This is a genomic window from Bacillus sp. B2-WWTP-C-10-Post-4 (assembly GCF_009183805.1).
In the GTDB taxonomy this organism is placed as follows: domain Bacteria; phylum Bacillota; class Bacilli; order Bacillales; family Bacillaceae_G; genus Bacillus_A; species Bacillus_A cereus.
Genome location: NZ_WEII01000116.1, coordinates 1 through 11,743 on the forward strand (window position 1 = coordinate 1; position 11,743 = coordinate 11,743).

Genomic DNA, 11,743 nt, shown 5'->3' on the forward strand with positions numbered 1-11,743 from the left:
GAATAACGCTTTAATAAATATAAAATAAGCAGTATTCCTAGTACAATTAATGAAATAGACAAAGTAGTTCCAGGGATGCTAAAAGGTGGACTTATTATATCGGTATCTTTTTCAAACAGGAAAATGAAAAGAGAAGCAAGGGTATCCATTCCAAATTGTATAGCAAGGAGTAAACTAATAACAAAACCAATTAAAGAAGTTTTTTCTAGTTTTGTTTGGGCGGGTAAAGCAGCTATAAGTTCATCGCAGTAAGATTGTAAATCATTTCCGAAAATGTCATAAGCATTTTTATTTTCAGCTTGTGCTTCGATAAGGTGGTCTAATATTTCTAACAAAAGTTCTTCCACTTGATGTTCGGGTACATTAGATAACCGAAGATATACTAACATATCACCATAAGCAATTTCGTTTTCGGAAGTTAGAAGCTCACGTTTTTTATTATTTAATTCAATCATGTCTTGTGCATTCATCCCTATCACTCCCCCTGTAATAAGTTATTTACCGTAGTAGAAACCATTCCCCAGCTTTTTTTAAATTCTTCAAGTTGTTCTAGCCCTTTATCGGTTACGTGATAATATTTTCGCTTTGGACCGAGTGAGGAAGCTTTTAATGTTCCTTCAATCAATTTTTCTTTTTGCATACGTAACAATAATGGATATATGCTTCCTTCGCTTACAAATGTAAATCCGTGTTTATTTAATTTTGTACTCAGTTCATATCCGTACACTTCTTCTTGTGAAATGATGTATAGGATGCACCCTTCGAGCACGCCTTTTAACATTTGGCTGTGCATGATTTCACCACCTTTTATTCAGGTAACTTGCGTTGCAAGGTAGCTGGTATCTAAATTATAACATTCAGTAACTTGCAACGCAAGTTACTGGGGTGGAAAACTTTAATGTCCCCCATACTAACGAGAGGGCGAAAAGCATATGAGACCATTTATGCCAAAGCTCGTTTACTTTGAACGAAAGGCACTTGAATATCCACTTGGTTTTATAGTTGCGCCAATTTAAATGCATGAAGAATGGGAAGAAGGAACCGTAAACTATTTGAGCGACAAAGATATGACGATACCAAATTTAACGTTTGAATTGATCCAGCATCGTTTTCCAAAACCATCGGAAAATATGTATATAAAAAGGATGATGCAGCAGTATTGGAAGAAACGATAAGAGGTTATATAAATGAGTTTTTTCCTAATGCAGAAATACAATATTTTACTTAAGGGGGGTCTGCATGCAAATACAGATTCTTTTTTGTTTTATATATTTAGGCTCGTTTTCAACTTGTCACGTTATTCTTTCTGGTGTATCATTTTATTGATTGCTTCGTACGGAATAAGCAAAATGAACTTGGATGGAGGAAACCGATGCCTACCCCTAGTATGGAAGATTATATTGAACAAATTTATTTGTTGATTGATGAAAAGGGTTACGCCCGCGTATCTGATATTGCTGAAGCGCTTAGTGTACATCCATCCTCTGTAACAAAAATGGTGCAAAAATTAGACAAAGATGAATATCTAATTTATGAAAAATATAGAGGGCTTGTATTAACAACAAAAGGTAAAAAAATCGGAGAACGTCTCGTATATCGTCATGACTTGCTAGAGCAATTTATGCGTATTATCGGTGTGGATGAAAGTAAAATTTACAATGATGTAGAAGGAATTGAACATCATTTAAGTTGGGAAGCAATTGATCGCATTGGTGATTTAGTGGAATACTTTGAACAAGATGCAGTCCGAGTGGAAACACTTCGTGGTGTTCAAAGAGCAAATGAAGAGAAAAGTAATTAAGGGGAACGTATGGCGTTTCCTTTTTTATTTCAATTCGAAAAGGATGGGAGAATTATGAAAGCAATTATTTTTGATTTTGATGGATTAATTGTGGACACAGAAACGATATGGTTTCACTCTTTCAGAGATGCTGTTCGTGAATACGGCGGGGAACTACCTTTAGAGGAATTTGCGAAATGCATTGGAACAACAGATGAGGTACTTTATACATATTTAAATGATCAATTAAAAGAGAAGTTTAACAAAAGTGCATTAAAAGAAAAAGTGGCAACTTTACATAAAGAGAAAATGAGAATACCAGAAGCTCGTGACGGGGTAAAAGAATATTTAGAAGAAGCGAAAGAAATGGGATTAAAAATCGCACTAGCTTCTAGTTCTTCTAGAGAATGGGTTATTCATTTTTTAGAAGAGCTACAAATTCGAGAATATTTTGAAGTAATTAAAACGAGAGAAGATGTTGAGAAGGTAAAACCAGATCCAGCTCTTTATCGAGTTGCAATAGAAGAATTAGGAATTAAGCCGTCTGAAGCTGTTGTATTTGAAGATTCATTAAATGGATTGAGAGCAGCAGTTGCAGCGGGATTAACGTGCGTTGTGGTACCTAATGATGTGACACGGAATTTACCATTTGAAAATCATCATCTTCGAATTGAAAGTATGAGAGAGAAAAGTTTAAAAGAAGTGCTTCAAAGTATAAAAAAAGACCGTATTTCCTAAAAGGAAGCACGGTCTTTCTTTTTGCTTTTTTTGCCTTCAATGACAGTTAAATGAGACTGTTTTCTTTTTCGTTTCAAAGTGGAAGAATTCCCTTTTTTACTTTTGTCATTAGAAGTATTTGACTTAAAGAAAGAATTGCCTAGGGGTGCTACATTTTGTTTCCCATGTTTGCGGTTCGATTGTTTTGCCGCACGCTTATATGAGCTTTGTGAATTTGCAGAACCACTGGAATTTGTAAACATCTTGTATAGCAAGTAAAAGATACCAACAATAAGTAACATGTACCCGATATTTCTTAATACACCCATGGGATTTGTAATAACAGATGAAACAAGGCCGAATATTGCCAATCCGATAATAAGCACAAATATAGCGAAAGTAAACGAACGACCGTTCATAAGGGACACCTCCTAAAAACGTATATTAAAATTAGTATATTAACGATGAGGAAAGGAGTTGAACACCATTTTTAAATAATTATTGTTTGTTCTCTAAACGTAATAATTCTTCAAACGATGCAATTGCTACTTCCACTTGATCATCTGTTGGTTCTTTCGTTGTTAATAGTTGTAGCCATAATCCAGGATATCCAAGTACGCGTAATACAGGAATATCTCGTAATCGATTTGTAAATTGTAATACTTCAAAAGAAATACCAAGTACAACTGGAATTAATAAAATTCGGTTTATAACTCGTGCCCAAAGAGGATCTGTAGGGACTAGGAAATAAACGAACATTCCAATAATGACTGTAAATATAATAAAGCTACTGCCACATCTATAATGGAGACGAGTTTGCTTTTGAACGTTTTCTACAGTCAGAGGAAGGTTATTCTCGTAAGCATTGATTACCTTATGCTCTGCACCGTGATACTGAAATACCCGCTTAATAAGTGGGGTTAAAGAAATAAAGTATATATAGCTCAATAATAGCATGAGCTTAATGACACTTTCGACAATGATTTGCCCAGTATGAGACGGGAAAATCGGTCTTGTTAATTCAGCTAATAGTGCAGGAACTGCTGTGAAAATGACTTTACCGAATATAAAAGATAAAACGCCAACAGCTGCAACTCCTAATACCATCGTTAATTTTGATTGTTCTTCTTTTTTATTTGCAATTTGTTCATCATCTTCTGGGTGGACGTCAAATCGTTCTGAAGCGAAGTTTAAATGCTTTGCTCCATTCGCACTTGCATCCACAATAGCGGCAATCCCTCGTAAAAATGGAATTTTTTTTAGGGTAGATAGTACTTTATTACGAACGCGTGGTAATCGATAAAATTCAATCGATTTATCTTTACGACGAACCGCTGTAACAGTATATTCTCTACCGCCAAACATAACTCCTTCTATGACCGCTTGCCCGCCATATATTTGTTTTGACTCTTCTGCCATGTTAACACCAACCTGTATTTGTTTCTCTCTTATGTAGAAAAAGAGGCAATTGTCATACTGGGTTCTGTCGTTTTGAAATAAGACAATCACCGAGTTTCCTTTATTTTATCGGCAAATACAAGTAGATGACAAGGGAAAATGTTATGAGAGTCGGACATTTCTTATTCTTTTTATAGACAAATTTCGCAGGATTTAAACATGCTTCAAAATAGTTTCGGGCATACTATTGAGCGGAGGTGTCGATGTGAGTCAAGAACAATTAGGAACAAGGAATTTTGTGCAGATTGGTTTGTTTGGTGGAATCTTTTGGGGCGGGGTATGGTATTTCCTTCATATATTTTCATTCACGGAGGCGGGCCCGAATTATTTCCTTTTACCATTTGCGTTTGGAAGTTGGAAAGAGGGTGTATGGGGCAATGTGTTCGGAATAGTGTGTATGGGACTTCTTTCAATTTTGATTGCCTTTTTGTATAAAGCATTTTTTGCAAAGTTTGAAGGGATTATAGCGGGAATTATTTATGGGCTATTTTGGTGGGCACTACTGTTTTTGGGGATGGGTTTAATGGCTCCTGTTATTAAAAGTGCGCTCCATTTACCAAAAGAGACAATTGTGACGACAATATGTATTTTTATATTGTATGGTGTGTTTATAGCATATTCTGTTTCTTACGCAGTAAATAGCAATAAAGCAGAACAAGAAGGGTAAGAGAAGACGAACTATTCAAATAAGTAACTCCTATGTTAAAATATTGTATAGATATTTAATATTAAGGAGTTTTAAGAATATGAAAAAGTTACTCCTCGTAAACGGTCCTAACCTAAATCGCCTCGGTGTTCGTGAGGTAAATGTATATGGAAAGGGCACGCTAACGACACTTGAAGCAGATATGAAGCAAGAAGCAGAAACAATGGGAGTGGAGTTAGAATGTTTCCAATCGAATCATGAAGGTGCCATTATCGACATTATTCATGAAGCGGAAGATATATATGAAGGGATCATTTTAAATCCGGGAGCATTTACGCATTATAGCTATGCGATTCGTGATGCCATTGCGAGCATTTCGATTCCTGTTATTGAAGTACATATTTCTAACATTCATCAGCGTGAATCGTTCCGTCATGAATCTGTGACGGCAGCTGTTTGTGCAGGTCAAATTGTAGGATTTGGTTTTTATGGCTATAAGTTAGCGTTATTTGCATTAATGGAGAAATTGAGGGAGGCATAAAGTAATGGAGAAAATTGAAAGATTACGAAGTGCATTTGATGAGGCTGGTATTGACGGTATTTTGTTAACAAATGAACATAGTCGTAGATATATGGCTAACTTCACAGGAACAGCAGGCGTTGTTCTTATTTCAAAAGATCGTGCTCAATTTATTACAGATTTCCGTTACGTCGAGCAGGCAAGTAAACAAGCGGTTGGATATGAGGTTGTACAGCACGCAGGATTGATCATTGATGAAGTGGCAAAGCAAGTGAAAGAGCTTGGAATTCAAAAGCTTGGTTTTGAGCAAGATACTCTTACATATAGTTCTTATTCAGTGCATAAGGAAGCGATTGATGCTGAATTTATCCCGACTTCTGGACTTGTAGAAAAGTTACGCTTGATAAAGACTGATTCAGAGATTAAGATATTAAAGGAAGCTGCACAGATTGCAGATGCTGCCTTTGAGCATATTCTATCATTCATTCGCCCGGGAGTATCTGAAATTGAAGTGTCAAATGAACTTGAATTTTTCATGAGAAAACAAGGAGCAACATCTTCTTCGTTTGATATTATCGTTGCTTCAGGTCTTCGTTCGGCATTACCGCACGGCGTGGCATCTGAAAAAGTGATAGAAACAGGAGATTTCGTTACATTAGACTTCGGCGCTTATTACAAAGGATATTGCTCTGATATTACTCGTACGATTGCAGTCGGTGAACCATCTGATAAATTAAAAGAAATTTATAATATCGTTTTAGAAGCACAACTACGTGGTGTGAACGGTATTAAAGCTGGTTTAACAGGTCGCGAGGCTGATGCGCTAACGCGTGACTACATAACGGAAAAAGGATATGGTGAATACTTTGGACACTCTACTGGTCATGGAATAGGTCTTGAAATCCATGAAGCACCAGGTTTAGCGTTCCGTTCTCATACAGTACTTGAACCAGGTATGGCTGTAACAGTAGAACCAGGTATTTATATTCCAGGTATTGGCGGCGTACGTATTGAAGATGATATCATTGTGACAAGTGAAGGTAATGAAGTAATTACGAAATCACCAAAAGAACTTATTATTTTGTAATACACAGGAGGATTTTTTTACATGATTTCAGTAAACGATTTTCGTACAGGTTTAACAATTTCAGTGGACAATGCCCTTTGGCAAGTACTTGATTTCCAACACGTAAAGCCAGGTAAAGGTGCTGCATTCGTTCGTTCTAAACTACGTAATCTTCGCACAGGTTCTGTTCAAGAGAAAACATTCCGTGCAGGTGAGAAAGTAGAAAAAGCACACATCGAAAACCGTCGTATGCAATACTTATACGCAAGCGGTGAGGCTCACGTATTTATGGATAACGGAACTTATGAGCAAATCGAACTTGGTGAAAAACAAATCGAGCGCGAGCTTAAATTCCTAAAAGAAAACATGGAAGTAGCAATCATGACTTACCAAGGCGAAGTACTTGGTGTTGAACTTCCAAACACAGTTGAATTACAAGTTACAGAAACAGAGCCTGGTATTAAAGGTGATACTGCTTCTAACGTAACAAAACCAGCTACATTAGAAACTGGTCTTGTTGTACAAGTACCAATCTTCATTAACGAAGGCGAAATGCTTATCATCAACACTGGTGAAGGTAAATACGTTTCTCGTGCATAGTAGAAAAGCACTCGTGATAATTCACGAGTGCTTTTTTTATAGGAAATAGGGTAGATAGTAAATAGCTGTTATTATAAAACTGACTAAAACAAGTGAAAGAGTACCCATAATAGATAGAGTCAAAACAATTTGAAATGGTTTTATTTCGCCAGTCTCAACGCCAGTTAATGTTTTACTTATTGCGTGATCTGTAATGTTATTTCTATGGTTACTCATAATAATTAACCACATAATTGCAAATATTGCTAAACTACCAAGGAAAAAGGTCTCTATAAATGACCAACCGACCAATAATGAAAAAAGATAAATAAGAGCTAATTCTACTACAACGGTTAAACTAACTTTCAATGCCTTCATATTTTTCCCCCTCATTCTGTAATTTCAACCAGTTTAAAAAATTTTCACGTGACACGACATGCAGAGAGCAAGGTGACTTTACTTCTTTCTCTAGTGCAGCGTGTTCGTCTGGAAACTTGTTTTCCACATGCAATGAAATATAAGGTAGTTTTTCTTGTGCTTTTAAAGAGCGGATATTATTCGTTTTAGCACCAGCAAATACGTAGGAAAGTTGTAAGTCTAAAAAGGCGATTTTAAAGATTTCTTTTTTAGCAGCCTCGTTATAGCCTTTTCCCCAGTACGGATAGCCGAGCCAACTACCAATGTGAGATTGCTTTTTCTCATTATTAATATGTTTAAGTGTGGTGAGGCCAATTATTTCATTTTCTTCATTCACAATCATTCTCGATAAGGATTTCTTTTGACGCTCTTCGTCTATTGCGAAAAGAAGAAATGTTTTCGTGTCTTCGATGTTTTCTACCGTTATCCCCAATGCATTTTTTATATGTGGATCACTTGATAGCTCGAAAATCACATTTGTATAGCATAAATCTAGTGGTAATAAAGTGACGTGCTGCATGGTTTAAACCTCTTTTAAACTAAATATACCATAATATACCATGAAATAATATGAATATTCAGATTGTAATTCGGAATTTAGAGAAAAATTATGTTTTTACTTCTGAAATAGACAACCTCTGCATATGGTTGTACAAATATATTCTTTTTTAGAATACGAAGTTAGTAATTGTTACGGGAGAAGGTGGAAGAATGAAACAGTGGCTAGCGGCAATGGAAACATCCGTGCTTGTTATGGGGGCACTTCGATTATTTTCAGGTAGTGCGGAGATATTTGCTGCTTTGCTTATGCTTTATGTGAATGATGCGAAGAAAGCGTTGTTTATAAATGGTATGTTGGCGTTTGTTGGACCTACCGTATTAATTTTAACAATGACAATTGGGATAGCGAGTGTAGCAAGTGAAATTTCTTTCTTGAAGCTCTTTTTTCTAGCGCTTGGAATTTGCTGTATTTTTATCGCATTACTGAAATAGTAAGTCGAGTATAGTGGGGAGAAGCCGATGAAAGAGGTATTAGAAGTTTTACCAAAAACGATGAAGTACTTAATTGAAGAATGTAAGCAATACGATGCTTTAGAGGAAATTCGTGTTCGAATTGGAAGGCCGCTAGAGTGTATTGCACACGGAAAGGTGTTTTTTTATGACTATATCACTACTGCAGAGGATGCTATTTACTTATTGAATAAGTTAAGTCAATTCTCAATTTATACGATGGAAGAGGAATTAAAACGTGGGTATGTGACGCTTCGCGGGGGGCATAGAATCGGGTTAGCAGGAAAAGTTATTACAGAAAAAAGCGCAGTGAAAATGATTCGTGATGTCTCTTCCTTTAATATTCGTATTGCTCGTCAAAAAATAGGGATTGCTGAACCGCTTTTGCCATATTTGTATGAAAAAAGGTGGTTAAACACGATGGTAATTGGCCCTCCCCAAACGGGTAAAACGACACTTTTAAGAGATGTAGCACGTTGCATGAGTCAAGGGGTAAGTGCTTCGGAAATTCCTTCCTGTAAAGTGGGGATCGTTGATGAACGGTCAGAAATTGCTGGTTGTGTGAAAGGGATCCCGCAATATGATTTTGGTACCCGAGTCGATGTGTTAGACGCATGTCCAAAGGCAGAAGGAATGATGATGATGATTCGTTCTATGAGTCCTGATATTTTGATCGTAGATGAAATTGGCCGTAAAGAAGATAGTGAAGCAATTATGGAGGCAGTGCATGCAGGTGTCCAGCTTTTTATAAGCGCACACGGATTTTCCTATGAGGATGTTGTGAGACGTCCATCGCTCAAGGCAGTGCTAGAGCTTGGTATATTTGATAGGTTTGTGGAGTTGTCAAAAGCGAGGGGTCCAGGAACGGTTATGCAGGTGAAAGATAAATATGGAAAACCAGTGTTATCAAATAGAAAGGCTGAGGGCGTATGGTGAAAATATTTGGTGCAGTGTTAATCGTTGCGGTCAGCACCTTTTTCGGGTTTTCGTATGCTAAAAGATACAGTGAGAGACCGAGGCAACTTAGGTTATTAAAATCAGCACTTCAATCATTAGAGGCAGAAATTATGTATGGACACACACCTTTATCTGAGGCTGCCGAGCGATTAGTTAAACAAATGCCAAAGCCATTAAATTGGATATTTCAAAGTTTCGCTAAAAAACTAGAAAGTGGAGAACAAACAGTAAGGGAAGCTTGGATAGATAGTTTGAAAGAGAATTGGAAGTTGACGGCTTTTCAACAAACCGAGTATGAAATACTGCAGCAATTTGGTGAAACGCTCGGGCAACATGATCGTGAATCACAACAAAAACATATTCGCTTATGTATTACACATTTGGAGAGAGAAGAAGAGGAAGCGAAAGCTTTACAACTGCAATACGAAAAAATGATTAAGAGCTTAGGGGTACTAGCAGGGCTACTTATTGTAATTTTACTGCTATAGGGGGGAGAAAGGCGATGTCCATTGATGTTGGATTAATATTTCAAATCGCCGGAATCGGCATTGTTTTAGCTTTCATTCATACTGTACTAAAAGAATTGAAGCGTGAGGATATTGCAAATTGGGTTATCCTTGTCGGTTTTGTCGTCATTTTATTTCATGTTGCATTTTTAATTAATACGCTATTCGACAAGATTAAAAGTGTCTTTCTCTTCCAGTAAAGGAGGCGGTTCGAATCGAAATTATACAAATTGTCGGATTAGGCCTCGTTGCTACGTTTTTAGCTGCTGTTTTGAACCAGCATAAATCTAGTATTACATCTTTATTTATTGTGTTCGTAGGTAGCGTGATGTTTCTTATTTTAATCGATCAAATTCATTCTATTTTACAAATGATTGAGAGAGTAGCGAGTGAAGCGAAAGTTAGCAACGTCTACGTGGAAACGTTACTAAAAATTATTGGAATTGCTTATATTGCCGAGTTTGGAGCTCAAATTACAAAAGATGCTGGTCAAGGTGCCATCGCTTCGAAAATTGAACTTGCTGGGAAAATCTTAATTCTCGTTATGGCAATTCCTATTTTGACGGTTGTAATTGAAACTATTCTCGGATTTTTACCGACGGGATAAGGGGGAGTGAATGTTGAGGAGGTTTGGAGCTAAGCTGCTATTTGCTTGCTTCCTTTTCTTTTCTTTACCGGTTGTTGTACAAGCTTCTCCTGTAGAAACAAACGTCGTTGATCAACAATTGGATAAGCTCGGAATTGAAGATGTGAAGCAATTTTGGGACGGGCTTGTTACAAAATATGGTGGCTATTTGCCAGAGAGTCAAAAAGGGAGTTTTATGGAGTTTGTAAAGGGAGAAAAAGAATTCTCTCTAAAAGAGTGGATGATAGGGTTATTAAAATATTTATTTCATGAGCTTGCAGCTAATGGAAAACTGCTTGGCACACTCATTATGCTCACAATCTTTAGTGCATTGTTGCAATCACTGCAATCCGCTTTTTCAAAAAGTAGTGTAAGTAAAATTGCTGATGCTGTTGTATATATGGTACTTATTATTTTTGCTTTAAATAGTTTTTATGTCGTTATGACATATGCAAGAGAAACGATACAAACAATGGTAGATTTCATATTAGCGCTATTGCCAATTTTATTGGCGCTTATAGCGACTGGTGGCGGGGTTGTATCTGTATCTTTCTTTCATCCGATTATCATTTTCTTAATGAATACAAGCGGGCTTCTTATGAATTATATCGTTCTACCGCTTTTATTACTGGCAACGATATTAAGTATTGTAAGTACAATGAGTGATCAATATAAAGTTACAAAATTGTCCAAGCTTCTGCAAAACGTTAGCGTTGGGATTATCGGTATCTTCTTAACGATTTTTTTAGGGGTATTATCTGTACAAGGAACAGCGACAGCCGTTGCTGATGGCATAGCTGTGAAAACTGCTAAATTTGTAACAGGAAACTTCATTCCAGTAGTTGGAAGGATGTTTACGGAAGCGGCAGATACTGTTATTAGCGCATCAGGATTATTGAAAAACACAGTCGGAATTATTGGGCTCGTCATTTTATGCTTAATTGTTGCTTTTCCTGCGATTCAAATTTTCTGTATTGCATTTATTTATAAATTCGCAGCAGCAGTATTACAACCGGTTGGCGGCGGAGCAATTATTCAATGTTTAGACATTATTGGAAGAAGCATCATTTACGTATTTGCTTGCTTAGCTATCGTATCATTTATGTTCTTTTTAAGTATTACAATTATTATTGCTGCGGGGAATATTACACTTATGATGCGGTAGGAGGTGAAGAGTATGCAATTTGTTACAGAGTGGATCAGAAATATTATCGTTTTTTTGCTCTTAGCGACAATGCTTCATCTTATTCTTCCAAATTCGAATTTGCAAAAATACGTTAAATTTGTTGTAAGTCTTTTGTTAGTCGTATTAATTTTAACACCCCTTTTTAAACTATTGCAGACAGATGTAAATGAAGTAATTGCAAATTTTAATGAAGAAAAGTACGTAGCAGAAGGATCTGTAAAAAATTCAATAGATTCGAAGAAAAAAGAAATACAAGCTCTAACACGTGCATATAG

The 11,743-nt window shown here is 36.5% G+C and carries 19 protein-coding genes and 1 pseudogene; 14 read left to right on the top strand and 6 right to left on the bottom strand.

Annotated elements, in window-relative coordinates; translation table 11 throughout:
• Positions 1-470 (bottom strand): DUF1129 domain-containing protein (locus GBN78_RS25465; RefSeq protein WP_152127844.1); only part of this gene is annotated, 470 nt, incomplete at its 3' end.
• A gap of 5 nt (positions 471-475) precedes the next feature.
• Positions 476-793, bottom strand: a complete 318-nt coding sequence (locus GBN78_RS25470; RefSeq protein WP_000556081.1) for a PadR family transcriptional regulator — start codon at positions 791-793, stop codon at positions 476-478.
• A 190-nt stretch (positions 794-983) separates the two neighbouring features.
• On the opposite strand from GBN78_RS25470, the pseudogene GBN78_RS30750 reads away from it, so the two are divergent.
• From GBN78_RS30750 to GBN78_RS25485, 3 genes and pseudogenes are all read left to right on the top strand, one after another.
• Positions 984-1,228, top strand: a pseudogene (locus tag GBN78_RS30750) (spore photoproduct lyase family protein); the annotation flags it as partial.
• A 144-nt stretch (positions 1,229-1,372) separates the two neighbouring features.
• On the top strand, positions 1,373-1,801 hold the full coding sequence (gene mntR / locus GBN78_RS25480; protein WP_001143083.1) for a transcriptional regulator MntR: 429 nt from the start codon (positions 1,373-1,375) through the stop codon (positions 1,799-1,801).
• Between the two features lie 54 nt (positions 1,802-1,855).
• Positions 1,856-2,518: an HAD family hydrolase gene (locus tag GBN78_RS25485; RefSeq protein WP_025966333.1), complete on the top strand. Its 663-nt coding sequence runs from the start codon at positions 1,856-1,858 to the stop codon at positions 2,516-2,518.
• Here the strand turns inward: GBN78_RS25485 and GBN78_RS25490 are convergent.
• Together GBN78_RS25490 and GBN78_RS25495 are read right to left on the bottom strand one after the other, a co-directional pair.
• Positions 2,515-2,916, bottom strand: a complete 402-nt coding sequence (locus GBN78_RS25490) for an SA1362 family protein (RefSeq protein ID WP_098299650.1) — start codon at positions 2,914-2,916, stop codon at positions 2,515-2,517. The genes GBN78_RS25485 and GBN78_RS25490 overlap by 4 nt on opposite strands.
• Positions 2,917-2,995: 79 nt before the next feature.
• Positions 2,996-3,916: a DUF1385 domain-containing protein gene (locus GBN78_RS25495; protein WP_000807121.1), complete on the bottom strand. Its 921-nt coding sequence runs from the start codon at positions 3,914-3,916 to the stop codon at positions 2,996-2,998.
• A 244-nt stretch (positions 3,917-4,160) separates the two neighbouring features.
• Between GBN78_RS25495 and GBN78_RS25500 the strand changes: the two genes are divergently transcribed.
• From GBN78_RS25500 to efp, 4 genes are all read left to right on the top strand, one after another.
• Entirely contained in the window at positions 4,161-4,622 is a 462-nt protein-coding gene (locus GBN78_RS25500) for a YqhR family membrane protein (protein WP_000076893.1), read from the top strand.
• A 79-nt stretch (positions 4,623-4,701) separates the two neighbouring features.
• A complete protein-coding gene (gene aroQ / locus GBN78_RS25505) occupies positions 4,702-5,142 on the top strand; it encodes a type II 3-dehydroquinate dehydratase (protein WP_000735147.1) in 441 nt (146 codons plus the stop codon).
• A gap of 4 nt (positions 5,143-5,146) precedes the next feature.
• Entirely contained in the window at positions 5,147-6,208 is a 1,062-nt protein-coding gene (pepQ, locus tag GBN78_RS25510; RefSeq protein WP_000411041.1) for a Xaa-Pro dipeptidase, read from the top strand.
• A gap of 21 nt (positions 6,209-6,229) precedes the next feature.
• Entirely contained in the window at positions 6,230-6,787 is a 558-nt protein-coding gene (gene efp / locus GBN78_RS25515; RefSeq protein WP_000626516.1) for an elongation factor P, read from the top strand.
• Between the two features lie 36 nt (positions 6,788-6,823).
• Here efp and GBN78_RS25520 read toward each other — a convergent pair whose 3' ends face one another.
• Positions 6,824-7,144 (bottom strand): hypothetical protein, encoded by a 321-nt coding sequence (locus GBN78_RS25520; RefSeq protein WP_152127845.1) that lies wholly within the window; start codon positions 7,142-7,144, stop codon positions 6,824-6,826.
• Positions 7,125-7,703, bottom strand: a complete 579-nt coding sequence (locus GBN78_RS25525; RefSeq protein ID WP_001164984.1) for a GNAT family N-acetyltransferase — start codon at positions 7,701-7,703, stop codon at positions 7,125-7,127. The genes GBN78_RS25520 and GBN78_RS25525 overlap by 20 nt, the downstream gene beginning before the upstream one ends.
• A 191-nt stretch (positions 7,704-7,894) precedes the next feature.
• Here GBN78_RS25525 and GBN78_RS25530 point away from each other — a divergent pair, with 191 nt between their 5' ends.
• From GBN78_RS25530 to spoIIIAF, 7 genes are all read left to right on the top strand, one after another.
• On the top strand, positions 7,895-8,176 hold the full coding sequence (locus GBN78_RS25530) for a YqhV family protein (protein WP_000816050.1): 282 nt from the start codon (positions 7,895-7,897) through the stop codon (positions 8,174-8,176).
• Positions 8,177-8,203: 27 nt separating this feature from the next.
• Complete coding sequence (gene spoIIIAA, locus GBN78_RS25535; RefSeq protein WP_000665905.1) at positions 8,204-9,130, top strand: stage III sporulation protein AA; 927 nt, start codon at positions 8,204-8,206, stop codon at positions 9,128-9,130.
• A complete protein-coding gene (spoIIIAB, locus tag GBN78_RS25540) occupies positions 9,124-9,639 on the top strand; it encodes a stage III sporulation protein SpoIIIAB (RefSeq protein WP_000238702.1) in 516 nt (171 codons plus the stop codon). The genes spoIIIAA and spoIIIAB overlap by 7 nt, the downstream gene beginning before the upstream one ends.
• Positions 9,640-9,653: 14 nt before the next feature.
• Positions 9,654-9,857 (top strand): stage III sporulation protein AC, encoded by a 204-nt coding sequence (gene spoIIIAC, locus GBN78_RS25545; RefSeq protein ID WP_000020914.1) that lies wholly within the window; start codon positions 9,654-9,656, stop codon positions 9,855-9,857.
• Positions 9,858-9,880: 23 nt separating this feature from the next.
• A complete protein-coding gene (spoIIIAD, locus tag GBN78_RS25550) occupies positions 9,881-10,264 on the top strand; it encodes a stage III sporulation protein AD (protein WP_077393170.1) in 384 nt (127 codons plus the stop codon).
• Positions 10,265-10,274: 10 nt separating this feature from the next.
• A complete protein-coding gene (spoIIIAE, locus tag GBN78_RS25555) occupies positions 10,275-11,447 on the top strand; it encodes a stage III sporulation protein AE (RefSeq protein WP_000946110.1) in 1,173 nt (390 codons plus the stop codon).
• Positions 11,448-11,459: 12 nt separating this feature from the next.
• Positions 11,460-11,743, top strand: a 284-nt coding sequence (gene spoIIIAF, locus GBN78_RS25560) for a stage III sporulation protein AF (protein ID WP_152127846.1), incomplete at its 3' end; no start/stop codon positions are given.